22 protein-coding genes and 2 pseudogenes are annotated in these 25,606 nt (G+C 45.0%); 7 read left to right on the top strand and 17 right to left on the bottom strand.

Features of this window, described 5'->3' with window-relative positions; all coding sequences use genetic code 11:
* Positions 1–49 precede the first annotated feature (49 nt).
* Complete coding sequence (locus tag B5D40_RS04225; protein WP_078775898.1) at positions 50–265, top strand: hypothetical protein; 216 nt, start codon at positions 50–52, stop codon at positions 263–265.
* Here B5D40_RS04225 and mazG read toward each other — a convergent pair.
* On the bottom strand, positions 243–1,064 hold the full coding sequence (gene mazG / locus B5D40_RS04230; RefSeq protein WP_078775899.1) for a nucleoside triphosphate pyrophosphohydrolase: 822 nt from the start codon (positions 1,062–1,064) through the stop codon (positions 243–245). The two genes, B5D40_RS04225 and mazG, sit on opposite strands and share 23 nt — an antisense overlap.
* Here mazG and B5D40_RS04235 point away from each other — a divergent pair.
* Together B5D40_RS04235 and B5D40_RS04240 are read left to right on the top strand one after the other, a co-directional pair.
* Complete coding sequence (locus B5D40_RS04235) at positions 1,063–1,962, top strand: DNA-protecting protein DprA (RefSeq protein WP_078775900.1); 900 nt, start codon at positions 1,063–1,065, stop codon at positions 1,960–1,962. The genes mazG and B5D40_RS04235 overlap by 2 nt on opposite strands.
* A gap of 4 nt (positions 1,963–1,966) precedes the next feature.
* Positions 1,967–2,266 carry an FtsB family cell division protein gene (locus B5D40_RS04240; RefSeq protein ID WP_158222140.1) on the top strand — a complete coding sequence of 100 codons (300 nt, stop codon included), beginning with the start codon at positions 1,967–1,969 and terminating at the stop codon, positions 2,264–2,266.
* Between the two features lie 12 nt (positions 2,267–2,278).
* Here B5D40_RS04240 and B5D40_RS04245 read toward each other — a convergent pair whose 3' ends face one another.
* The 3 genes from B5D40_RS04245 to B5D40_RS04255 form a co-directional block, all read right to left on the bottom strand.
* On the bottom strand, positions 2,279–3,652 hold the full coding sequence (locus B5D40_RS04245) for a hypothetical protein (protein WP_078775902.1): 1,374 nt from the start codon (positions 3,650–3,652) through the stop codon (positions 2,279–2,281).
* 169 nt (positions 3,653–3,821) lie between these two features.
* Entirely contained in the window at positions 3,822–4,649 is an 828-nt protein-coding gene (locus B5D40_RS04250) for a TIGR02147 family protein (protein ID WP_078775903.1), read from the bottom strand.
* Positions 4,650–5,024: 375 nt separating this feature from the next.
* Positions 5,025–6,338 (bottom strand): hypothetical protein, encoded by a 1,314-nt coding sequence (locus tag B5D40_RS04255; RefSeq protein ID WP_143394445.1) that lies wholly within the window; start codon positions 6,336–6,338, stop codon positions 5,025–5,027.
* Positions 6,339–6,435: 97 nt separating this feature from the next.
* Here B5D40_RS04255 and mutL point away from each other — a divergent pair, with 97 nt between their 5' ends.
* Both mutL and B5D40_RS04265 read left to right on the top strand, forming a co-directional pair.
* Entirely contained in the window at positions 6,436–8,328 is a 1,893-nt protein-coding gene (gene mutL, locus B5D40_RS04260; RefSeq protein WP_078775905.1) for a DNA mismatch repair endonuclease MutL, read from the top strand.
* 32 nt (positions 8,329–8,360) lie between these two features.
* The gene (locus B5D40_RS04265) at positions 8,361–11,867 is read left to right on the top strand and encodes a TolB family protein (RefSeq protein WP_078775906.1); all 3,507 of its coding nucleotides are present in this window, start codon (positions 8,361–8,363) and stop codon (positions 11,865–11,867) included.
* A gap of 26 nt (positions 11,868–11,893) precedes the next feature.
* Here B5D40_RS04265 and B5D40_RS04270 read toward each other — a convergent pair whose 3' ends face one another.
* Positions 11,894–13,063, bottom strand: coding sequence for an FprA family A-type flavoprotein (locus B5D40_RS04270; protein ID WP_078775907.1), 1,170 nt, complete (start codon positions 13,061–13,063; stop codon positions 11,894–11,896).
* 12 nt (positions 13,064–13,075) lie between these two features.
* The gene (locus B5D40_RS04275; RefSeq protein ID WP_078775918.1) at positions 13,076–15,673 is read right to left on the bottom strand and encodes a TIGR03960 family B12-binding radical SAM protein; all 2,598 of its coding nucleotides are present in this window, start codon (positions 15,671–15,673) and stop codon (positions 13,076–13,078) included.
* 112 nt (positions 15,674–15,785) lie between these two features.
* On the opposite strand from B5D40_RS04275, the gene B5D40_RS04280 reads away from it, so the two are divergent.
* Positions 15,786–16,151, top strand: a complete 366-nt coding sequence (locus tag B5D40_RS04280) for a CidA/LrgA family protein (protein WP_078775908.1) — start codon at positions 15,786–15,788, stop codon at positions 16,149–16,151.
* Positions 16,144–16,836 carry an LrgB family protein gene (locus tag B5D40_RS04285; RefSeq protein ID WP_078775909.1) on the top strand — a complete coding sequence of 231 codons (693 nt, stop codon included), beginning with the start codon at positions 16,144–16,146 and terminating at the stop codon, positions 16,834–16,836. Before B5D40_RS04280 ends, B5D40_RS04285 begins: the two co-directional genes overlap by 8 nt.
* A gap of 20 nt (positions 16,837–16,856) precedes the next feature.
* Here the strand turns inward: B5D40_RS04285 and B5D40_RS16460 are convergent.
* From B5D40_RS16460 to B5D40_RS04335, 11 genes and pseudogenes are all read right to left on the bottom strand, one after another.
* Positions 16,857–17,748: pseudogene (locus tag B5D40_RS16460) on the bottom strand (alpha/beta hydrolase).
* A gap of 86 nt (positions 17,749–17,834) precedes the next feature.
* Positions 17,835–18,752, bottom strand: a complete 918-nt coding sequence (locus B5D40_RS04295) for a DUF1848 domain-containing protein (protein WP_078775910.1) — start codon at positions 18,750–18,752, stop codon at positions 17,835–17,837.
* Between the two features lie 3 nt (positions 18,753–18,755).
* Positions 18,756–19,514, bottom strand: coding sequence for a methyltransferase domain-containing protein (locus B5D40_RS04300; RefSeq protein ID WP_158222141.1), 759 nt, complete (start codon positions 19,512–19,514; stop codon positions 18,756–18,758).
* Positions 19,515–19,644: 130 nt separating this feature from the next.
* Complete coding sequence (locus tag B5D40_RS04305; RefSeq protein WP_078775919.1) at positions 19,645–20,055, bottom strand: GNAT family N-acetyltransferase; 411 nt, start codon at positions 20,053–20,055, stop codon at positions 19,645–19,647.
* Positions 20,056–20,165: 110 nt separating this feature from the next.
* Entirely contained in the window at positions 20,166–21,143 is a 978-nt protein-coding gene (locus B5D40_RS04310) for an aldo/keto reductase (RefSeq protein WP_078775912.1), read from the bottom strand.
* A 25-nt stretch (positions 21,144–21,168) separates the two neighbouring features.
* Positions 21,169–21,783 (bottom strand): alpha/beta hydrolase family protein, encoded by a 615-nt coding sequence (locus tag B5D40_RS15885; RefSeq protein WP_198951041.1) that lies wholly within the window; start codon positions 21,781–21,783, stop codon positions 21,169–21,171.
* Positions 21,740–22,123, bottom strand: a complete 384-nt coding sequence (locus B5D40_RS15890; protein WP_198951042.1) for an alpha/beta hydrolase family protein — start codon at positions 22,121–22,123, stop codon at positions 21,740–21,742. The genes B5D40_RS15885 and B5D40_RS15890 overlap by 44 nt, the downstream gene beginning before the upstream one ends.
* A 21-nt stretch (positions 22,124–22,144) precedes the next feature.
* Positions 22,145–22,933, bottom strand: a complete 789-nt coding sequence (locus tag B5D40_RS04320; protein WP_095849557.1) for a flavodoxin — start codon at positions 22,931–22,933, stop codon at positions 22,145–22,147.
* A 4-nt stretch (positions 22,934–22,937) separates the two neighbouring features.
* Positions 22,938–23,492, bottom strand: coding sequence for a cupin domain-containing protein (locus B5D40_RS15225; protein ID WP_095849558.1), 555 nt, complete (start codon positions 23,490–23,492; stop codon positions 22,938–22,940).
* Positions 23,493–23,913: 421 nt separating this feature from the next.
* Entirely contained in the window at positions 23,914–25,014 is a 1,101-nt protein-coding gene (locus B5D40_RS04330) for an alpha/beta hydrolase (RefSeq protein WP_078775921.1), read from the bottom strand.
* A 276-nt stretch (positions 25,015–25,290) separates the two neighbouring features.
* Positions 25,291–25,606, bottom strand: a pseudogene (locus tag B5D40_RS04335) (hypothetical protein); the annotation flags it as partial.

Below are 25,606 nucleotides of genomic sequence, written 5' to 3' on the forward strand. Positions count from 1 at the left end.
AACGGGCAACCGGATTCCCAAAATCCGCGGCGATTTTTATCTTTAATTCATGCTTTCCATCTTTTTGCTCATTCTCGCAAGCCTTATCGGCACCGCTGGAACCTTCTTTTTCCTGAAACGGAATCTGATTCGTATCGCCGAAAAGAACAAGGCCATCGAAAGCAAAACCAAGCGGATGCTGGATTACCCGCTCACCATTCTCTGGTACGGCTATCTGTTCGTCTTCTTTGTAGGTCTTTCCGTCAATAATCTGATTTTTGACTAGTCGCCGTTTTGGCCTCGCTCCACAGGGCGAGCAACTCCCCGGGAGAATATTCCTTGAGGGATTTTTGCGGGTGTTTTTTCCGAGCGATGCTTTCCAGCATTCGAAAGCGAATGTCAAATTTTCGAGTCGCCCGAAGCAGCGCCATTTCCGCATTCAATCCCAAATGACGCGCCAAATGGCAAAGAGTGAACAGCAAGTCGCCGAATTCATCCTCCATGCGTTCCAGACGCCCAGACTCTTCCGGAGCCTTTTGATATTCGGCCAAAAACTCATTCCATTCCTCGTGCACTTTATCCAATACTTCTGCATTTTCCTTCCAATCAAATCCATTCTTGGCGGCACGGCGGCCCATCTCTTGCGCACGGGAAAGTGTCGGCATGCTGCGGGAAACCTTGTCCATCGCCGACATCTCCGTCCTGCTCGCATCCATGACTTCCTTCGCTTTGATTTCTTCCCAGCGAGCGGAAACTTCTTTCGCATTTTCCGCATGGGCATTTCCAAATACGTGAGGGTGCCGACGAATCATTTTCCGGCAAATCGCATCCGTCACGTCATCGCTTTTAAAATCCCCGTTTTCTTCGGCCACCTGCGCATGAAACACGACCTGCAACAAAACGTCGCCCAATTCTTCGCACATTTGGGATTTGTCATGAGCTTGAGCCGCGTCGATAAATTCCGAAGTTTCTTCCACCAAATAAGGCAAAAGCGTTTGTGTGGTCTGCGCACGATCCCAGGGACAACCCTCCGAAGAACGTAAACGTTTCATTATCCGAACTAAATCATCAAAGGAGTATTTCATGACAAGCAAAATTAATTATTTCCCCGTCCATACGCTGGAGCGCAAAAATTTTCCCGACGACTTTCGTCAAATCCCTCACTTGCCCGAAGTTTTATACTACCGAGGTTCTCTACCCGATTTTCATCTTTCGTGGATAGCGATGGTCGGCACACGAAGGCCAAGCCCAAATGCAGAAACCATCTGTCAAAAACTGATTCGCAATCTCCAAGGCACAGATGCCGTCGTTCTCTCCGGTCTTGCGCAAGGCATTGACAGCTACTGTCATCAATCCGCGCTTTTTTACAAAATTCCAACCGTGGCTGTCATCGCCCAAGGAATCGAACTGGAAATCGGCGGTTCCCGAAAAATCGTCGCCGAAAAAATTCTGGAAAGCGGCGGCGCTATTATTTCGGAATATCCCGGAAGAACTCCACCGCTGGCTTTTATGTTTCCGCAAAGGAACCGGATCATTGCGGGACTTTCCAAAAGCGTTACGCTCATCGAAAGCAAGGATCGCGGCGGCGGCATGCTGACTGTAGAATACGCACAAAAACTGAAGCGAAAAATTCTAGCCGTTCCTGGCAGTCTTCTTTCTGAAACGGCGCAAGGGCCTAATCGGCTGATCTCTCAAAAAATTGCAGAACCCGTATGGAATCCAAATGATTTTTCCGACCTCTGTGGCGCACGACGCTTGACAGACATTTCTCCCCAAAATCTACCCGGCATGGGAATTCGCCTTTCGGAAAGTGCCCAAAAATTATTCGACCAAAATGCGGGCTTCACCCACTCGTTAAACGATTTATGCGCAAACAGCTCTTTTCCGATTTCTCAGATTTTAGCTATATTGACTGAACTAGAAATCGCCGGACTGGTTCATTCCAAAGACGGCGATGCTTTTCATTTTTCTATTCCGGAGTAAACCGTTGAACCTGCAAAAGAAAATTTTTCTTTTTATCGCCGTCGGCCTCATTGTGGTAACAGCGTCTTTGGCCTGGACATTTTCCTTTGGAAAAATCGGTTTATGGCGGCAGCAAAAAATGAAAAATCAAGTGATTCGGCTAGAAGCGGAAATCGACTCGTTAAAAACGGAGCTGGAAATTCGCAAACACGAAGAAGAGCGGCTGCTTAAAGATTCTTTTTATATCGAATCCATCGCCCGAAAAAATTACGGACTTTCTAAAAAAGGCGAAATAAGCTATCAATTTACAAGCGAGAAAGAATAACAATTTTCAACGCTACCAGATGAAAAATCCGACACCGGCCTGTACTTTATGCGACAGGCCTTCCATTTTTTGATAACCGAAATCATGCTCCAAGAAACTAGCGGTATATTTGACTCGAAGCGAAATGGAATTTAGCGGAGCTTCCACGTCGCGCCTACAAATCGTCACCAGCCTAACTTCTCCGGCAATGCCCGCTAAAAAAGCCAACGAGTTATTGGTTTCAATATGATCCCGCAACAAGTGATAATTATTATTCGGCTTATTGGCGTAGTAATAGTAATCATAACTATTTTCCGGCAAAGAGGCGCTTGCCGTAGCAATCCCAACAAACGGTTCCAATTTGATATAACGGCTATCCCAAGCCACAACACCGACAGACACTCCGCCTTCATAAACCAGCAATTCACTATCCTTTTCCCACAGTACGTCAGAAAATTTCCGGTTATTTCGCGTTTCTATCCAACCAAAGGAAATAAACGGCGTAAATACGACACGATAAATTTGAATGGGAACCGCAAAAGCGTAATCCCAAAATCGATGATGAAACTCGTCTTTCAAATCTCCCGTCAAAAAGCCGATGCCGGATAAAAATTCAAAGCCTACGCTTTTACCATATAAATGATTTTGAATCGGGTCTTGCGTCGTCGATGGCGTTTTCTGAAAACGCTTCTCAAATGGTTCCAAAAAATAGCGTTCCAACCAGCGTCCATTTTCATCCATCGGGTATTTTTGCACAAATGCCGTTCCAGAATGCAGCAGATGGCGAATCGCACGGTCTTCGGCGTTTCCCCATGAAATGGTGAAAATCACCGGCAAAAAAGCAGGAGCCGCTTCTTTAAAAAACACATCAACAGTAGATTCCTGAATAACGGACACGAGGCTATCTTGCTTTTGCGATTGCCGTGCATAAAATTGATTCAAATACAAAAACAGTTCATCTTGAATGATACTCGCCGTTTTCCAATTAGCGTTTAAAACTTCTGCGACACAGCGTTCTTCCCGCGATTCCGCCCGTCTAGAACCCGATCCCAAAAGTCGGCGTTCCTGAACAAGCAAAGTCAAAGCGGCATCATATACGCCCAAATGCAAAAATACGAGTCCCTTTTCCATTCCCGAAAAAGAACAAACATTATCCGAATACTGGCCGTCTAAAAAATGCACAAAACGAGTGGCTCGTTCTTTGTCCTTTTCCTGCAAAGCTCGCAAAAGCAACGTTCTAGCTCGGCGAACCATTTCAGTAGCAGGAACCGGTTCCGCCAAAATTTCTTGTTCAACACTCAACGGCGAAACCGAATCGCTAGAAGCCGAAGAAATCTCCACCGTAGAATCTTCTTGAGCCAAAAGAGACGCCGTAAAAAGTAAAAGGAACAAAAATATTTTTCTCATGTCTCAAAAATAATTTTTATTCTTTTTGAAAGCAGGCTTCTAAAATTCTCCAGCAAAGAAAAACTCTATTTCCGCCGAAGAACATTTTCATGTTCGCTAGTTCCTCCAAAATATTCCGCCCAAACGGCAATCGTAAAAATTTCCACTCCTATTTCTGAATTCAAGTTTTTCATTTTCCTTTCCCTCCAACAATACCAACAGGAAATATCTGCATCGACAAATTCATCACCCTATCGCTTTGAGAATCATTTTGAACAAGTGCCGCAACACAATTCTTGAACTTTTTAAATTCCGCTAAAATCATTTGATAACAATCTTTAGAAACTCCCATTGTCATTCCCGACACCAGACGTTCTTCTTTATTGCAATGAGTTAAAGATTGCGCCGCTTTTTCCAACATCCACTGATGGTATCGCAATAAACACGAACTTTCACAAGAAGTTCCACTGCGAAGAGCCTTTTCCGTCTGCACCCATTTCCCTTTTTCATCTTTCACAATAAAATGAAATTTTTCCAAGACCTGAACAGCATAACGAGCTTCCCTTTCCAAAATCGGCGGAACCAGCGATAGTCCGAGCAATTCAAAATCATCCCGAAAATCGTACAAAGCAATCAACTCTCGAATAACGGGAATATACCAACGCCCATAATACTCGGCCAACCCCGAAGAAATTTGTACCGGACGAATAGAACCTTTCATTTTGGCGAGTTCCAAACGGAGCCTTTCTCGATTTTCACCGGGTTCAGACTGACAGTAATTGACCAACTCAAACCAGTATGCTAATTCTTCACCGCGAAGACCAAGAGCCTTTCCCACCGGTTCTATCGTTTTCAGACTCAAATTTTTCCCGCCCAGCATAACTTGCCGCAAAAAATTCGGATTGTTGATTTTAGCGCGATGCGAAATCGCCCTCCAAGAAAAACAAGCACGATTTTTGACATCATGCGAATCTCTCAAAAAATCCCGATAATTATCGTAATAAAAAATCGTCTCCATACAAGCCCAAATCTAAAATGTTCCGCTTCATTTGTTCGTAAACTTTAAGAAACGCGAATAGGATTTTACATAAAATCCGTCCACAAAAACTCTTTCGGCACTTTTTGGTTTCAATAAATGCAATCCAAATGGCATCGACGCTTATTCTTTTTCTCTTGACAGCCAAAAGACTTTTACAGAACTACCGGCGAGTCAATCGTTTTCAGCTTATACAAAAAGTTCCGTGATGAACACGGAACTCTTAAAAGCTGGCGGATTGAACCCCGAACTTACCAGGAGGGGAGCAATGATAGAGTTGTTAGAGGATTTACCTTTCCGCCAAATTTCTATTCCCAATATAGAAATGGAACCTCAAGCAGAACCATTACTTATTGCTTATTTTTTCGATTTGCGAACAATTGCAGGTTCTTCGCGGAACTCAATATGGCAATGCGGCTCAAACCGGAAGCCTCCGCGGCGATGACGGTTCAAACCCATCACGTCAGCGATTTTTTCCAGATGATCAACGACTCGATTCAAGCGGCTTTCAAAGTTCGGATTCACCGAATCGATGCAAATTTCCGGATCGCGCTTGAATTCACGGTTTTCAAATTCTTCACGACCAGTGCTTTTATATTCCCGCAAGATATTACGCAAAATTCGAGCAGGAACATTACGCATCAAATGCTTGCCATTGACCGAAATAGAATCGTCCGCTTCATAATAGATGATTTCCGCGACATGATTGATTTTATGCAAAAGTTCATCATGCGCTTTTTGTACCGGAGTCCACGCATTGTATTCATCTTGAACCAGTGCAGAAATCAGACCGGCAAAAGGATCTTTAACGTGGGCATCTTTTGCATAAACAAATTCAGCCAAAGTAACCGGCGCACTATAATAGCGATCTTTATAGAGCAAATGCGTTCCCGTAAACGTGTCAATGACATCCGTATCCGCACGAACACAAAGGCAGTCCGCATATTTCGAAAGGTCCCTATTAATTGGATGCTTTTCCAAGCATTCCGAAAACTTCACCAACTTGCCGACAGCGATTCCGCTTACATAGAAAATATCGCCTTCCAAGCCGCCGCCTAGACGTCCGAGCAAAGCTTCGTCCGCAGGGTATTCACAGGCATAAACCTGCATTTTTTCAAACGCGGGGAGATCCAGCAAGCGCGGAGAGTTCTGCATAAAACGCAAAAGCCACGAAGAATATATCGACGACGGCTGACCGCCAGCCTTATGGCCTTGATTTACCAAGAAATCGTGACGTTCGTTACCTTCGGCAGCCCCTTCCACAAATACGAAATTTTCGTGGAACATATTCCGTTTTTCTATCAAACGCAAAATACCTTGACGCTGATCCTGCATTTCATAAAAATCACGGATATAAGGCAAATAAGAACGCAAGATCGCCCTCTTGGGAACGGAATTCAAATGATTCAACTTCCCAAACATGGAATCGGCGAAGGCGTCCAAATTCCGCCCTTTAGAGAGAAGCCAATTTGAAAATCCCGACAAGATCAACGCATTGTCACTTGCACTGATCAATTCGTCATCGCGCCAGGCGTTTTCAATCAGCTTGCGGCTCGAAATGTTTGAACTCTGTACCAAAGGAACAAGTTCTTCGGTACTAAAGGAAAGAAGAAGTTCGCTGTAGGCCAACTTCAAAAAAACATTAGGGATTTTATTTTCTTTTTCCGACATGGCCATAATTTAGATTTTTTATTTAAATTTTGGCCACCTTCTAGGACTAATCATCCTCTTTTTGGGGCTTTTTAGCAAGTTTTCTATATTTCAATACATGGAAACAACCCGAATTCACCCCCTTCCCGAAGAAGTTGTAAACCAAATTGCAGCCGGAGAAGTTGTCGAACGCCCGGCATCCGCCATCAAAGAACTCATCGAAAACGCATTGGATGCCAAAGCAACCCGAATCGAAATTCAAATTACGGACGGCGGAAAAAAGTCCATTTTAGTTCGAGACAATGGCGAAGGAATGAATGAAGCCGACCTGAACATCTGCTATCTTCCCCATACAACATCCAAGCTGAAATCGGCAGAAGACCTTTTTCATTTAGCAACCAATGGGTTTCGGGGCGAAGCTATCGCATCGATTGCCGCGGTTTCCAAACTGACCATCACAAGTCGTACAGCAGATAGCGCCGAAGCGCATTCCGTCCATTTAATCGGAGGCGTTCCCGACTCCCATTACACCGACGCGTCCCCTCGAGGAACGTCTTTTTTCATCGAAGATCTTTTTTTTAACGCTCCAGTCCGAAAGACATTTTTAGGAAGCGATACGTTAGAAGCATCCCGCATTTTGGACACCGTAACCCGACTCGCCATCGCCAACCCCAACGTGAGGCTCGATTATAAAGTAAACGGGCGAGATGTTTTTACAGGCGTAGAAGGAAACGACTTGCGCAGCCGGATCGCAGAAGCTCTTGGCGCAGGAATCGCCAAAGACATGGTTCCTGTTGATTATGAAGAAGCGGGAATCCGTGTGTCCGGCTTTGCTATGCCTCCAGGAATTCAAAAGAACAAACGGAGCAAGTTGTATTTCCACGTTCAAAAGCGTCCGATTTGGAATCCGATTATGACAAAGGCTGTCAATCGAGCTTATGAACCCTACGGAACGACCAGTTCCCCCATCGCCGTACTTTTCTTGGAAATGGCAGACTTGGATTTCGACGTAAACGTCCATCCCAATAAAAGAGAAGTCCGCTTCGCAAACGAAAACGATGTTTTTTTGGCCGTACACCACGCCGTTCGAGACGCTTTTCAAAAACCGGACGAAGAGCATCCGATAATCCGGTTAGAAGATATTCCCGCCGTTCCGTTTCACACGGGCACTTCCCCTGAAGCTCCTGTTGTCGGAATCAAAAATTTCAAGACCGAGCGCGACTTTCCCTTGCCAACGTCTGAACTGATTAATGAAAGCAAACCGACATCTTTTGCAGCTCCCGTTCAAAAAACTCCCCCCAAGACCATTCAAGAGCCCCCTAAAAAATATCGGACACCTGACCCCGACGACATCATTCAAGATCTCTTTTCCCTGCCGGAGAACGGAAACATTATTCCGCTAACTCCGCAAAACCTGCGACCGCCCACTCGGATAGATAAAACGCCTCCGCCCCAATTTTTTCAACTGGCAAATACCTATCTGGTCTGTGAAGACAGCGAAGGGCTGCTGCTTATCGATCAGAATGCGGCGCATCAACGCATTCTTTATGAACAAGCGTTGGACTCTTTAAAGTCCGAAGTCGCCTTAGAAAGCCAAGAACTGCTTTTTCCAGAAATGATAGACGTCTCTGCAGCGGAAGCCAGCGTTATTCCTCATTTGTTGCCGATTTTAGATAAATTGGGCTTTCATCTAGAGTTATTCGGAAAAAATACATACCAACTTCGCGGAATTCCTCGAGACCTTCCCTTTTCCCGAGCCGTTGAGGCTTTGCACAATCTTTTTGCAGACGTTTTTGAAGGCGAAAATCCCGAAAATCCTTCCCAAGAACTTTGGGCCAAAGCTTGGGCAAAAAGCAACGCCATTCATGCCGGAGACAAATTGAGCGTCGAGGAGATGACCATGATGATGGCGTCCCTTCTGGCGACGCAAGACCCCATGAGTTCCCCTTGCGGCAGACCGACTTTAATGAGGCTTCCCCTGACCGAAATTCACAAACGATTTAAGCGCTGACAAAGCACCGAGTTTGTATATTTAAATCTATTGTGAAAATCATACGGACAATCTTCGCCTCTCTTCTCTTTTGCAGTTTCGCCGCATCCGCCGAACTTTCCTTTTCTGGCAATCAGAGCGAAATCCGATGGAAAACTGCAACGTCTGAACACTTCCATTATATTTATCCAGCGGAATACAGCACTCACGCAGGACGCGTCGCTTCGGCGGCAGAAGCCGTTTACGATTCCGTCGTTTCCCGTTATCATATCGATATGCCGCTTCGCATTCACGTTTCCATTCAAAACGCCTTGTATGCGAATGGTTCCGCAGTTCCCAACGAAAACGCCGTCAATCTTTTTTTGTCTAACTGGGATTTTAAATTGCGGAGCACGCACCCATGGGTCACAGACGTAATCACTCATGAATTTTCGCATCTCGTCAGCATCGAAAGCGGAAGCAAACTTCCCCATTTTCTTTACGGACTGCAATTTTCTTATATCGACTATTACAATGAACGCCGTACCGAAAACGCATCTTTGACCATTCCATTTACATTACAGCCTCTTTGGTTTGCCGAAGGAACTGCGCAATTTGAATCGGCGCGTATGGGTTTTGACAGCTGGGATTCCCACCGGGACATGATTCTTCGCACGGCTGTTTTGAACGACAGCTTGCTCGATTTGAATTACATGCATGATTTTGCAGACAATTCCCTGAAAGCGGAACTCGGTCCCTACACTCAAGGTTTTTCGCTGGTTCGCTACATCGATGCCAAATACGGTCCCAAAGCTGTTCCCGACATTTGGTTTGAACTTTCTAGACCCTACCGCGCAACTCTTTCCGCTGCGCTCCAAAAAGTGATAGGCATTGACGAAGATTCCCTCTATAAAAATTGGAAAGAAGATATAACCCGCCATTATACCAAACAAAAAGAAGAATTGGGAGTTTTAATTTCCGGGAAAAAATGGACTCAAGATGCTTTTTACCACGACTTTCCTGTCGTATCGGGCGGACATATTTACGGCATTTCCAATTTTGGAGGAGCCTGGTTTGACGGAGACGTTTTTAAAATTCCCGTTCACGCCCAAGATTCCATAACGGCAACAGATTCCGCAAGCGGCATTTCCATTACCTTGCAAGATTCCATTTTAGACATTTCCCAATTTTCAGACAATGGATTTCATCCTGAAAAGCCTTGGTTTGACAAAGGAATCTCCGTCCGACAAATCGAAGGACGAGGACCCATTCTTACTTATACGACTTTCAAAAAACGCGATCGCCACGGGCACGCCCATTTTGACATAGCCATCGCCGACACCAACGGAAATAATCAACTCGTGACCACTCTCGCCGATGCCGTATATCCAGATATTTCGCCCGACGGCAAAGAAATCGTCTTCGCAAGAAGGGAACCCCATTCAACGCGATTCGTCTTGAGTAAAGCCGCCATCCCCGATTCTGGAGTTCAAAAAAATGAAGAAATTCAAGACATTTTTATCCCCGACGAAAATTTTCTTTACTACAACATCTACACGCCCAAATTCAGCCCCGACGGGAAAAAAATCGCCTTCAGCTATTTTGACGATGCAGAACGAGGCATTGCGATTATTCACGCCGACGGTTCCAACCGAATCGACTTAAAAATTCCCGGAGTCGATTTACGAGATCCGAATTGGATAGATAATGAAACCCTCATCTATTCCAGCAACCAAACCGGAATTTTCAATCTCTACACAAAGAAAATTTCTGGCGGAACAGAACACGCCATCACAAATGTTTTAGGCGGAGCATTTAGTCCGGCCGTCGATTCCAGCATCGTTTACTATATCAATTATGATCAAGACGGTTTTTCCCTGTATTCCATTCCTCTTACCGACTATGATGCCACCCAAGATTCCATCATCGTCCTTTACGACACCACCTATACATCGTGCCCCGATACGGTAATTCCTACGACATCGCTTATTCCCGATTCCTTAACCGAGGCGGATTCTTCCAAAGGCATCGATTTTCAGCCGACGCCGGATTCTCTAAATGTTTCTAAAGACAGTTTGAATTTCGCCCTTTCCGATTCTACCTTAAAACCGCTTCCTTGCAAAATAGATACCATCATTACAAAACGGGATTCTATCATCCAAAAAATGAAAAATCCTCCCCTTGTACTCGCCGGAGAACTTCCTTCCAAAAACAATGTTCATTTGGAATTTGCCGACATTGAATACGCCGGATCCGAGAAGAATTACAAACCCATTCCTACTGTTTTACTACTAGCGCCGCTCTTCATCATCCAAGAACGTTCTCCGGATTTCACCGTTAAAGGCGATGGTCAAGCCGCAGCGAAAATCGGAATCGCCATGAGCCTTTCAGATCCGCTAAAGAAAAACATTCTTTCTGCCGGGCTTCTTTTAGAAGTGGGGACTGGTTTCGATTATATCAACGGCGACGGAATCAATCCCAAAATGGAAAGAGAGTTCAGCATTGAACTGGAAAATCATTCCACACCGATTACTCTGGGACTTTCCTATACCAATATGAATTATCGATCTAAAGATACCGTGCGCTATGAAGACCCCCGCAGCTACGAAGATTCCATTGGCACTTCTTATTATTCCGTTCCTCTAAACGCATTTGAGGCTTCGGCTAAATACAGCGTTTTTAAAGCAGGAGACAGCTTGTTCGCTTCTGTCGGATACGATTGGGCGAATTTCAACTTATACGAAGACAATTTGGAATGGACTTATCAAAAACGCATCGCCGCATCGATTGGCGTTTCATTAGACGGAGGCGACGACAACACAACAAGCACCAATACCGCAGGCATTGGAAATGGCATTTCTGCGGTGTATCAATTCGCCAATTCCGATCTTTATCGGCCAGGCACCTTTTCAGAAAGTTTTACCATAAGCCCTTCAGGAAAAATCGAACCGATTTATCGCAATTACACACTCCATTCTTTCTATTTCAATATGCACGGCAGCATCGCTTCGCCGCTTTTCCAAGGTTCTCGATTTGCCTTTGGAGCAACTGTTGCCGGACTCGGAGCTTGGAGCGCAAAAGACGCCAAAGACACTTTAGACAGCTATTATTACACACCGCTTTTGTTGGAAGGCTATCCCTACTTGATAAGCACCGAAGATTACAACCGCAGCGGACTCAAAACCGCTAAAGCAGAACTCCATTATCTCTTTCCGATTTTTGAAGACTTCCGAAATTCATTTTGGATTTTTTCAACGCGGGACTTGTTTGTGAATTTGTACGCCCAAGTGGGAGCCGCTTGGAATGCGCACGGTTTTGCCTTTTCTAAATTCAAAAAACGGGATTTTTGGGATCGAAGCGTCGGATTGGAATTCCGCATGGCAAATCGACTATTCAATTCTCTGCCACTCAACATCTCCCTGAATCTTGCCCGAGGATTGGATCGCATTGGCGAAAACGAATTTGGAGAAGGCGGGCGAAAAATGACGCCCATCGGCATATCATTCCTCCCCAAATCCATTCGCCCGACAAAAATCGAATTTTCAATTGGCTTTGATTTCGACAACACTTGGATGTATTGATCCCATTTGCCCTTATAAAAAGCAAATCAAGCCAACAATTCATCCGCAAGAGCATGCATCTGTTCGACATTTGCCGCAGTCATAGCGACTTTAATGCTCACTTTACTTTTAACAAATGTAATCTCCTGCGAATTTTCAAAAAGCCTTTCCATCGCTTTATTCGCAGTCGGTGCCCAAGTTCCATTTTCCACAAAAGCGATTTTTCGTTTTTGATAATTTCTAGCGACCAGATGCTCTATAAATTCTCGCATCGTCGGAAACACTCCCGCATTGTACGTCGTCGTCGCCAAAACCAATTTGCCATAACGAAACGCATCCTCGACGCATTCATATATATCTTCACGAGCAAGATCCGCCACAACAACTTTGGCACAACCCTTCTCCTTCAATATCTCCGCCAACTTTTCTACGGCTTTTTTCGTATTGCCATAAACCGAAGTATAAGCGATAAAAACACCTTCTGATTCTACAGCATAGCTCGACCAAATCTGGTATTTTTGCAAATAACTTTCAATATCTGAATCCAAAACGGGGCCATGCAACGGGCAAATTTTTTCAATTTGCAAGCCTTCCAATTTTTTCAAAACGGCCTGCACACTGGTTCCGAATTTACCAACAATTCCAAAATAGTAACGGCGCGCTTCACAAGCCCAACCTTCAGGATCTTCATAATCCAAAGCACCGAATTTGCCGAAAGCGTCCGCACTAAATAAAATCTTTTCAGAGCTCTCGTAAGTAAAAATCACTTCGGGCCAATGCACATTAGGCGCTGAAACAAAATGCAGGATATGTTCGCCCAATTCCAAAGATTCTCCATCGGAAACGACGATTTGCTTTTCTGAAATTTTTCCAAGAGAGTCGCCAAATAAAGAGTTCAGCATTCCAAAAGCCATCTTTGACGCTACGATTTTTACATTCGGATATTTAGAAATAAACTTTTGAATATTCGCCGAATGGTCCATTTCCATGTGCTGTACAATTAAATAATCCGGAGTTCGATTCCCAACGGCGGATTCAATATTGTCCAACCATTCCTCTCCAAAATTTTCTCCGACACTGTCCATCACAGCAATTTTTTCATCGAATATCACATAGGAATTGTAAGACATTCCGTTGGGAACATTAAAAAGACCTTCAAATAAATCAATTTGATGATCATTCACGCCGACATAATGAATCGAGTTGGATATTTTCATTGTAAATCCTTTTTAATTGTTATTCCAATACATAGATTCTTTTCGAATCAAAAAACGTCGAGAAAGGTCGTCCAAAGAGGCGGCAGAATCCGCATTTACAACCCCCATCAATCCTCCGAACAACGGATACGGACTTGCCGTTCCACCTTGATCATTACAACGAACCCGAATCCATATTTTTCCACAATCCGTTTTGAGATCCAAAATATGTTCATTCAAATTGATTTCTTGCCCCCGATGATTCCGCACAACCGGCAATTGTTTTTCTTTAAATTTTTCCAATAAACCTTCGGGAATATGTTCTGGCATATACGAATACGCAATTGAACTCGGAAAACGCGAAGATAATTTATACGAAAGAGGTTCTATATTTAAAATTTTCATTCCTCTTGGGAACGGAGCGTTAAGCTTTTCTATCAACTTGTCCTTTTCGCTCGAAAGATTTAAGGGAACAAGAGTTTCTATACCTAAAATTTCACAAACGGTTTCCAATCCTAGCGGAAGAGCGCCCATATTGACCAGACGTGGTTTAGGGCTGAAACCTTCGCTATAACGCAAAGGAATCCCGGCTATTCCAAACGAGCGAACAAAAGCGCTCAACATGTTTTGGTGAGGTAAAAATCGGCTTAATCCCGTTTTTTGGAATGTTAATTTATACGTATATCGTTCGTCATAAACAGGGCGTCTTTCCGCAACCAGTTTTCGGATTTCTTCCGGCGTCCGGCTTGGCGCCTTGTATTTTTCGGGATTCTCTGCAAGACGAACCTCTTTTCCATTGCCTGGAATGCCGCAATGCTGGCATTCTCCCCATTTACAATTCGGAACGGGTTTCGCATTCTGAAAGACCTCTGGATTGAAGCCTTTCTGATATTCATTCCAAAGGTAGGATTTGGTGACGCCAACGTGCATAAAATCCCAAGGAAACACGCTCTCTTTTTGACGAGTTTCATAAATCCATTTTTCATCATAGCCAAAATCATTCCAGATTTTTTCCCAATCTTTGGGATGAATTCGACGATTATCGCTTTCAAAAATCATTCCCCGCTTGTATGCTTCATAAATCATTTTTCCCAAAGTGCGATCGCCGCGGCTGTAAAAGGCTTCCAATCGAGAAGTATCCCAATCCGCCCAAGTCACTTTTACATTCGGATTTTTGTAAAAACGTCGGCGAACAAACTGGATATGCGACAACGCCAAATCCTTGTCCATAAATCCCGCCCATTGAAGCGCCGTAAACGCTTTAGGGATCAAAATTCCCATACTGACAGAAATCTGCGCCCCTTTCAGATATTTTCGTCCTATTTTAACCAGATTTTCAATCAACTGGCAAAACGCTTCCATATCTTCATCATTTTCCGTTGGAAACCCCACCATTGTGTACAACTTAATTTTATTGAACCCCGAAGAAAATGCGTGTTCGGCGGCGTTATACATATCCTCATCAGAAATTGTTTTATTTATCATTTTGCGCAATCGTTCCGAACCGGTTTCTGGAGCAAAAGTTCCGCTACGTCCTCCCTTCAGCGCGGCCACTTTTTCTGCTAAAGTTTGTCCAAAACTGCTCACTCGGATACTGGGAAGCGAGACGTCCACATTATCAAAAAAAGCGTCATCAATAATGGAATCCGTCAAAGCTTCGATAGGTTTATAATCCGCCGTCGAAAGGCTGAGCAGACCGAGTTCATTTTCTCCCGTAGCCTTCAGACCTTCCTTTGCCAGATCCATCACGTCATCAGGCGGTAATTCCCGACAAGGCCTATACCAAATTCCCGCTTGGCAAAAGCGACAGCCCTGAGTACAACCCCGCATCACTTCGACGCTGAATCGATTGTGAATCAACCGCATATTCGCAATCAAATTCCGAATGGGATAATCTTCCTTTTTCAATTCGGGAATGAAAATCCGACGAACGCCTTTTGTGTGTTCATACGAACCTGTCGCCGGCTCTGCAGGAACAAGCATTCCAAATTCACCAGAAACCACTGGACGAAAAGCCGGAACATACACGCCGTCTATTTTGGAAATCTCTTCCAGAATTTCCACGCGAGACATTCCTTTTTTTTCGCATTCCCCGACTGTTCGCAAAACATGAGGCAACAGTTCTTCTCCATCCCCGATATTGAAAGCATCAAAAAAATCGGCAACGGGTTCCGGATTAGCCATTGCCGGGCCGCCGCCAATGACAATAGGATCTTCTTCATTCCTATCTTTAGCAAACGCAGGAATGCCCGCCAATTCCAACACATAAGGTACATTTGTAAAATTCAATTCCGTCTGCAACGTAATCCCAACCATATCAAAATCACGTACAGGAGTCCACGTTGCATGGGTGTATAAAGGAATACCCTGTTTGCGCATCTGCTCCGCCATATCATCCCAAGGGGCGAAAGCCACTTCCATCAACAAATCGGGTTCTCGATTGACTACATGATACAAAACGCGCAAGCCATTATTAGAAAGACCTATTTCATACAAGTCCGGAAAGACAAAAGCCATTCTCGCCAAAAGCGAAGACGGATCCTTTACAACACTATTTGCTTCTCCACCCATATAACGAGCCGGGCTCTCTACAGAAGGTAAAACTTGACCGAGTTTTTCAAATATATTCATGTTTGCAAAATTAAAAAATTGAAATTTCGTTGTGAAAAGCATTTGCAAAATAGCCTTGTCATTTTCTTTTGGAAATCCCTATTTCATTATAATTTCTAATTTTGCGCTCACCATGCGACTTTTACTTCAGTTAGCGTTAATTTTTGCCGTGTGCTTTATCGGCGATTTTCTACATCGAGTCTGCGGCGTCCCTCTCCCCGGCAACATCTTAGCGATGCTCATCCTCTTTTTGTTACTTTGTACAAAAATAGTCAAAGTGGAGCAAATCGCAGAAATTTCGGATTTCTTTTTGAAGCGACTTCCCTTTTTCTTTTTGCCACCCGCCGTTGGCATTCTAGCCGTGTACGACATTTTAAAAGGCCAGATATTGATTCTCGTTTTTTTGTGTATTCTCGCTACAATTATCACACTTGCCGTATCCGGAAAAGTCACCGATATACTTGTCGCTTTTTCAGAAAAGAGAAAACACCATGAATGAAGTTTTAGAAACGCCTTTCTTTGGAGCCGTTCTCACTATGATTGCTTATGAAACCGGCGTCTATTTCAGCCGCCGATTTAAATTAGCCATTTGCAATCCTATGCTCATCGCCAGCATTTTAATCATCGGGTTTCTTTTGATTTCAGGAATCAGCCTAGAAACATATAACATTGGAGGCGATTACATCTCTATTTTTTTAGCTCCGGCGACAGCCGTACTCGCTATTCCTCTTTATAAGCAGATCAACAATCTCAAGAAAAATTTACTCCCTATTTTAATCGGCATTATCGCGGGTTCGCTGACCTCTTTTATCATCGTCGTTTTATGTGCAAAACTTTTTTGCTTAGAACACTTATTGCAACTTTCTCTACTGCCAAAATCCATCACCATTCCTATGGGCATCGAACTTTCTAAACAAATCGGAGCCGTTCCTGCAATCACCATCGCATCCATTGTAATCACCGGAATTACCGGAGGGGTTGTAGCTCCTGTCGTATGTCGAATTTTGAAAATCAAAAATCCCGTGGCGCAAGGAATCGCCATAGGAACTGCTGCTCATGCGATTGGAACCGCCAAAGCCATTGAAATGGGAGAAGTCCAAGGAGCCATGAGTTCACTAGCCATCGGCGTTACCGGCGTTTTTACAACGATATTGGTTCCTATACTATTGCATTTTTTTCATTAGAGCTTGCTGGCAAATTCCATCTATTTCATTTGCTTTTCCCAAAACGCTATCGCTTCGTCAATCCAGCCTTCTGCAACTGTTCCGCGCCCAAGCCCGAATCCGTGAGGAAGACCGGGATAATGGTGAAACTCCGTCGCAATACCAAGACGGCTCATCCCTTCTAATCGAGATTGCATGATTTTCCAATTTACAATCCCATCCATCTCTCCAACACAAGCGTATGTAGGCGGATCCATTTTCGAATATTCAGAATGCCCCGTATACTGCATAATGACCGCCGCCGGCTTTGGGATATTTTCTACGCCGAACGCCGCCGCACCATAAGTGCCGAGGTAAGCCGCCATCCGTCCGCCGGCACTTCCGCCCCACAGCGAATAATCAATCGTTGAAACGCCCAATTCTTTTGCATGTTCAAAGATGAATGTGAGTGCACGCGCCAAATCTTCGCAAGCGGTCTGCGCTCCAGGACGATATATTAAAGCAAAGGCATTCCATCCTTTTTTGAAAGAGTCAACGCATGGGGAAAACTGTCGTGCATGGCTCCCACATAAGCAAATCCGCCCCCCCGCATTGCACACAGCAAAAGGCGCGTCTTCATTTCCTTTGAAGAAAAAAAATTCCGGTATTTGCTTTTGCCGGATCCGCTGCTTTTTCTTCTTCCATGTAAATATCATAAAACACCCGATTTCCCTGAAGCGTCTGATTTTTCAAGTAATTGCAAATTTCCACGGTCATTTCCGAATCGATATGACTATACCAAGCAAGTCGCAAATTTCCCAGCCTCATTCCGCTGTAATAACCGCTATCGACAGGAAAAATCAACCGTCCCCAACTGCCAAAAACGGAATCGGAAGCGACATCCATAATCTTCGTTTTTACTGTATAAAACTCCACATTTTCTTCTACCGACATAGTCTCATCTCCTTTCGCCCAGCCGCATCCCGAAACGCCGTTCAAAAAACAGAGAGACGCTAAAATACAAGCCATCCGGTTCACTTTTATTTTTCCTTTAAGAACGATTTTTGAGAACCTTGCAAGATGACGTCATCCGGCATAATATTGCCTAGCAATAGAGGAGAATTTTTGTCGTGGTATTTATAATTTTCAAATGCCTTCCGCGGAGTCTTATTAGCATAACAGTATTTGCAACCATTCATACAAGTATCATAGGCTCCGATATCCCGACTTTCAATACAGTGGCACCCCTTCCTCAAGCCTTTATGTTTTAAATTCTTGAACCGGATTCCATTGGCATTTCCCAAAATATCAAGAGTCATGCAGCCAGAAGGATGAATATGATATCGTGAAAAATCACCGTTTGATCCGCAGGTTTGCATATAAATTCCAAGCTTTTCCGCAACCGCCCCGAATCCCCGCGCCAATGCATCCATATCCTGTATGGAAAGAGGTATCAACTCCGGCATATTGCTTTCCAACTTTTTGTACACTTCCACAAAACTGAAAATGCACCGGTCGATATAAGGCGAAAGTTTTTCTGCCATACGTTCAAAAGTTTCCAAATGGCATTGAATGGTATATTTCTTCGTCAGAAGAACGGGATCATATCTCCAAGCGACGCGCTGTTTTCCGACCAATGCTGAAAGCTTGATCAGAGTTTCTATGCTTTCGTCTATGCTAGGAACGCCGGGTTCAATATCTTTTCCATAAGCGGTAATCGTATAATGAAAATAGGTGTGAAAACGCTCCGTAATTTCATGTAACCGCGATAAAATAGGCGTATAATTTTTGGAGCAAAAGACAACGCAATCTACCGCATCCGGCGTCAATTCATAACGAGTTACTTTGTTTGGAAAAAGCGGGTTGCGGGAAAGGACGAAGCCTTCCGAAAATCGGTAGAGCAACCAATCGGTATAATACTGGACGGTATCCGTTCTTCCTCCTGTATTGATAATCATCCTTTACCTCACCGCCGTAAAGAAAAATCGGCGAAAACCGAGAAGAACTTCTCCGTTTTTTTGTACCGGATAAAGGCGCTTCGCCCGCTCAAGAATTTCATTTTCAAAAGGGATTCTTTGATGGTCAGCAAGACAATCAAGATAAGGCCGGATTCGCGTTCCCTTGATCCAGTCCACTAAAGCCTGGTGATTGGGAAGATTGTGATAGTATTTTATTTCCCAAATATCGAAGGATGAAGAACATCCGGCAAGAATATCAAAATATTCCTGTGGAGAAAGGGTTTCGTTCGGCTGAAGTTTTACGTTGCGCAAACCCCATTTCGATTCATTCGCTACTTCCTTAATTATCTGAAATAATGGCTCTTCGCCATTCATGGGAATTTGGACAGCCAGAACACCTTTATTGTTTAGCTTGCTCATTAAAAACGGAATCAACTCCCGGTGATTGGCGACCCACTGAAGACAAGCGTTGGAAAAAATCAAGTCGAAAGTTCCCTCCAATTCTAAAACATCCTGCTGTTTAAAATCCAGCTGCGGATATTCCCCTTTCGCCGTTTCAATCATGTTCGCAGAAGAATCGATTCCGACGATTTTTGCTTCTGGGAAACAGTTCGCGATTTCCAAAGTACTGTTTCCCGGTCCACATCCCACATCCACAATCGTGCGTGGCGAGGAATGTTTTAATCGCATGAGCAAATCCGTAGCCGGTTGCGTCCGTTGCTTTTTAAATTTCAAGTATTGTAAAGAATTCCAATCTGACATACAAATCCTCATTTTTCATAGAAAATCCTATTGCGCAATGCAAAAGGATCTTTTATAGAATCATCTCTGATTCTAAATATAACTACAGCGTTTTTTCAAAAACCATGTCCGCTCTTTCAAAGACGAACTTTTATCTGTCCAACGGAATTTCCTGAAATCCGAATTTTCTATAAATATGAATCGCCTCCACGCATTTGTGATTTGTGACAATAAGTATTTTTTCAATGTTTTTTGCTTTTGCGAAATCCATACACGCTTTGAAACACGCACTTCCTGCGCCTTTCCCGGCAAATTGTTCTTTTGTAGCAAATTTCATAATTTCCCAATCGCCATCTTCTCTCGGCGCAATCATACAGCAAGCCATAATTTTTTCATCATCATTCAGCGCAAAAAATATCTGGCCGCCTTTTTGCATATAAGAATCAATGCGGTTCAATTCTCTTTCATCTTCGCTTTCTATTTTAAACATCGCTGAAATCCAAGCGAGATTCATTTTGATAAAATCATTTTTGTATTTCGATTCATAAGGAACTATTTTCATTTTCAACTCCTTTCTGATGAATTTTAAAATCAAAATAGATTATTTCATCATTTTATAAATTTCAATTTCCCATCCATTTTTGGACACGATTGAAGATAAAAATTCCGGCATTATTTTTCGAGGCACGTGTGTCCACCGAACACGCCGGACATTTTCATCGAGCCGAGGGCCGCGTCTATGTTTTGAATCTCTTTTTCGGTCAGCCGGATTTCCGCCGAGTGCGCGTTTTCTTTCATGCGTTCAGGCTTCGTTGTCCCCGGAATCGGAACGATATACGGCTTTTTTCCAATCATCCAAGCAAGCGCAATCTGCGCCGTTGTCGCGTGTTTTTCCGCCGCCGTTTTCTTCAAAAGTGCCGTCAATTCTTCGTTTTGCTTGAATGCGTCTTTTTGAAACTGCGGCATCGCTCCTCGGTAATCCGCGCTGCTATCGAACTTCGTTTCGCCCGTATATTGTGCCGACAAAAATCCGTTAGCAAGCGGGCTGAACGCCACAAAGCCTACGTTCAGTTTTTCAAGGACAGGGAACAGCGTTTCGTATTCGCGGAACATCATCGAGTATCTGTTTTGAACAGCCGTCACCGGGCAGACCGCATGAGCCTTCCACAGATATTCTTCGTTCGCTTCGGAAATGCCCCAGTGCGCGATTTTTTCTTCCTTGATAAGCGCAGCCATGACGGAGGCGACTTCTTCGGCAGGAATTTTTGGGTCAATGCGGTGCTGGTAATACAAGTCAAGGCACTCGACGTTGAGCCGGCGCAAACTCCCTTCCACCGACGCACGGATTGTTTCCGCCCTGCTGTCGCACAAAAGTGAAGTTCCCTCGTGCCGAACGCCGAACTTTGTCGCAATCTGCACTTTGCCGCGGAACGGCGCAAGCACCTCGCCGACAATTTCCTCGTTGTTCGAGCCTTCGCCGACGTAACATTCCGCCGTGTCGAAAAACGTGCAGCCGCTTTCCGCCGCGCTTCGCAGCAGTGCAACCGCGTCCGATTTTTCCATCGGCTCGCCGTATGCGTACGAGATTCCCATACAGCCGAATCCCACCGTAGAAACCTGCAAGTCTTTTCCTAAAATCCGTGTTTTCATTATCTGCGTCTCTCGTTATGTGTTCCTACTTCACATTCTTTGCAATCCACTGTTCCACAAGCACCGTAATTTCCTTGTTGTTCATTTCTTGAAACAAAAAATGGCTGTTGCCGGTGATTCCCATTTTTGGAAGGTCGTAAACTTCCGCTTTGCCGCCATCAGCCGTATATTGCGCGGCAAACGCAACCGCTCCGTCTCGAACATTTTTCCAAAACGCCGTGGATTGAATGTCGGCAGGTCCGTTGTCGATGTAATCACCCATGATGACGAGGACGGGAACGCCCGCTTCGAGCAGCCGTTTGTATTCCGCCGAGCCAACCGCCGGAGTTCCGCCCGGCTCAACGGCGACAATTGCCGCGATGTTCTCAACGGGTGTCTGCCAGCCGACTCTTCCGCCCTGTGAATGCGTGATGTAGACTGCCTTTTTGCCGGTCATCTTTTTTACGTCTGCGAGAACTGCGCCGAGACTCTGTCCAAACAAAAACACGTCAAAGTTTCCGGTGTTCACTGTCATCTGGCGGAAGAACTGGTTCTGCGCCTCGTCGCCTGCGGGGAACTGCGAGCCGTCGTAGCGGTCGGGGGCAACGCGCCCGATTCTAAAGTGCGTATACCACGCCTGGTCGCCCGGCTTGTAGGACATTCCGTCGTCGCCCCTCGCGTCCGTCAGGAGTTGTCTGCCAGCCTATGCGACTTTGACCGTAGCCGTGCAAGAACACAACGGGCAAGCCCTTTTCCTCCGCCGGAATCTGGAAGAACGTATTCGCATGATCCACGTGCGCCGTATTTCCCGGACGCGCCGCATCCAGCCAGTTCTTTGTTTCGTCATACTTTCCCGGAACAGGAGTCGTCACGCTTCCGCCCGAAGAAAAAACGCCCTGCTTTGCAATAGAAATAACGCCGTCATTTGAAGACGAATCGCAGGCTGACAAAAACGCCAAAAATGCCAAAGCCGTCGCCAAAAACGTCAAAGATTTTTTCATTTTTTTCTCCATATAAATTTTCTATGGATTTTTTGAAATTCCAAGTGAATTTAACCATTCCCGCACATCATCTTCATTCGGGCTGGTCGTCCCATAGCCTTCAAGATGCGTCGCTCCAGACGTCAGCTCCACGATTTTCGAGAGCGTTTCGTCCCGATAAGTTGCTGCATAAGTGCAAAATGGACTCACCGTCTTTCCCGAAAAATCCACATCCTTAATGGCACCTTGCACAATCATGGCCGCCGTATGCCACCAGACCGGAGTTCCCACAAAAATCGTATCATAATTTTCCATGGAAGGCAGCGGCGCTTTCAATCCCCGATAAATTCCCTGTTCCAATTCCACCTTCGCCACTTCCGTGCAAGGCGTGTAAGATTCGGGATACGCTTCCGCCGGCTCAATCCGAAACAAATCCGCCCCCGTCCTTTCCGAAATCATTTCTGCAAGTCGCTTCGTCGTTCCGCCCCAACTGAAATACACCACCAAAGATTTGGACTTTGCATTTCCTACAGACAACGGACTTTCCGGTGCCAATCCGCTGGGCGAACTTTTGGAATCTTCCGCACAACCGATTCCCATCAGCAATAAAATTCCCAACAAGGAAAAAAAGAATTTTGTCTTTTTCATCATCATCATCTCCTTTTTGATTTTTTGGGCGTTCCCCGTCGCATTCGCTCCGGGTCGGGCTGTCGCGTTATCGGCCCGTTTCCCTCGCCGTCCGTTCAGCCACGGGCTTTTACCGCAAAGAATAAATCCATCTCGCCCGTGTCCGAATGGCTTCGCCACTTCCATCCCTAACGCGACACGCATAAATTCACTTTCTCTCTGATTTCGGTTTCAAAGTTCGATTTTCAGCAGATTCCCGCACTTTGTCCAAAACCGGATCCAACCATTGCACGCCATTTTTTTCCAACAGAACGTTCGCCGCAATGTGGGCAAATCGGGAAGAACGGCTACCACCATGCCAATGCTTCTTTCCGGGTGGGCAAATCGCCACGTCGCCGGGACGCAAAACCTGAACCTCTTCGCCTTCCATCTGGTGAAAGCCTACGCCAGCCGTCGCAATCAAAATTTGTCCACCTTCGTGAACATGCCAATTGTTGATAACGCCCGGTTCAAAGACAACGTAATGAAGATTCGGCGCTTTCGCCGAATTGGGAAAATCCAAAATGTCGTTCACAAAAGCGTTTCCCGTAAATGTCGGCAGCTTGACGCTTTTTTCCGCACGGCCAAACATCTGGTTTCCAAATTTCTTTTTGGGGCGACCTGTCCATTCTTCTTCCTGCAAATGGAAATATTCTTCATCCGAAACAAATTCAGGAGCATCGCCACCGTGAGTTCCTTTCCAGCGGGAATCGTAAACCACCATTTGCGAAAACCAGCTGTCCTTTGTTGCGTCATGCCAGTGTTCAACCCCTTCACATCTCCCCGGCGTAAAATTTGCGCAGGCTTTCCCTTTTCTTGATAATAGCCCACGCCGTCCGTTACCAAAAGAATCATTCCTCCGTGACGGTGCCATGCCGAACGGGCTTTCGGTTCAAAAGTAACCAAATTCGTCGCCGGAAATTCTAGCCCTTCGCCCTCTCGAATCATAGGTTTCAAATAAACATTTCCCAAAAATCGGTTCGCATCCACTTTTTCCCCGGGCGTCATGGAAAGCTCTTCAACAGAATGGATTTTATCATTCGCCAGAGACATTTTTTCTGCTGCCCAAGCGCTGGAACAAAAAACACAAAAACAAATAACCATTAAATTCCAAAAAATTCTTTTCATAGGAAACCTTCTCAAAACTAGAGTTTTGCCTTGAAAAATGCAGACAGCTTTGCCATTTCCTGATCCACATATTTTTGAATGTGGTAGGTTTCAATATGCTGCGCGCCTTCCACCAGGAACAATTCCTTATCCTTCGTTCCCGTCGCTTTGGCAAAAGCATCATCTGTCATGTAGCGAGTGTCCGCCGTGCTTCCACAAATCATCAAAAGTGGTTGCGTAATCAAATCCATGCGGTCTTCCACGTCCCACATCATCAAGCACATCAAGCTTTCTTCGGTATATCGGAAAGTGGAATTGGGGTGAGCGTGAGTCCGCTGATAATACACAAATCCATCCCGATAAAGGGCGAAGGGAAGTTTCGCCGCCGCTTCATCGCTCATGCCGCTCATATCGCCAATGTAAACCACTTCACCGCCCGCAGCCCTTTTCTCCCGAGCCTTCGCCGCTTTTGCCAACCGTTCCGCCACCGATTTTATATCGGCATCTTGGAAACCATTCCGGCGAACTCTGCCCGAATTGAACATGCTGAGAGTCGCCACCGCTTTAATGCGCTTATCGCTCTGGGCTGCGCCCAAAGTGTAACCGCCGCCACCGCAAATTCCCAGTGCGCCAATTTTCGAAGAATCTACTCCGGCAAACTGAGAAATGTAATCCACCATTCCCCGAATATCGTTTATCCGATTCTCGGGGATGTCCGTTCCACGGGGCATTCCGCCGCTCGCCCCCTGATAAGAAGCATCCGCTGTCACCGCGATAAATCCCGCCTCTGCAAGGCTTTGCGCCATCAGCCCTGCCACCTGTTCCTTCACGCCGCCATTGGGGTGCGCCACCACAATCGCCGGATATTTCTTGCCGGATTTCCCATCGTAATTTGCAGGCGTATAAACATTGGCAGCCACTTCAATTCCCCGCAACACGTATGTCACCGGATGAATATTCACTTTTCCCTTTTCATTTTTCTTCAAAGTGCCTTCATACACTAATCCCCAAGGGTTAGAAACCTTATCCAAAAACGCCTTCTCCACTTTAGGATTTGCACAATTTTCTTTGGGAAGCGTACACGCCGTTCCCGCCGAAATTCCAGACATCACCATTGCCGAAGTCAGCATCCATTTCATCATGTTCATCCTTTTCTCCATTTGGATATTTCCAATTCGATACTTCAAATTTACTCCCGGTAGTAACAACCGAGTCAAGACCTTTTTTGTATATTTTCAAAAAAAATTTTTCCCAACAAGGCTTTTATGGGGAAATTTTATCTGCGAGCAAAGTGGGCTGTTATTAGTTATCAGTTGTTGGCGGGAAAGTTTCGTTATTGCGAGGAGCGAATGTAACGTGGCTATCCTTGCGAAAAAGCCCCGCATAAAGCGAGGCTTAAGTCCTAAAAATATGAGTTACAAATTTTGGATTTCTTCTTTAGAAAGGTCAGAAACTTCTGCGATAAAACTTAGAGGGGAGCCTGCGAGCTTAAGCTTTTTTGCAATGCGCCATCGGGCATTTAAATCACCTCTTTCCAAACCAATGCCGATTCCCTCTTCACATCCTTCACTACGCCCTTCTTCGTATTTGGCGGCGAGTGCCTTCTCTTCGGCTTCGGCGATGGTCTCGTAGCCGTAGGCTTCGGATGTCTTGATGAAGTCCATTTTGAGTTCCTCCTTTTCCTCCGAGGGGATCAACGCCTTCAAATATATAAATGTTTCCGTGATGAAG

The sequence above is a fragment of the Fibrobacter intestinalis genome, from assembly GCF_900167415.1.
In the GTDB taxonomy this organism is placed as follows: domain Bacteria; phylum Fibrobacterota; class Fibrobacteria; order Fibrobacterales; family Fibrobacteraceae; genus Hallerella; species Hallerella intestinalis.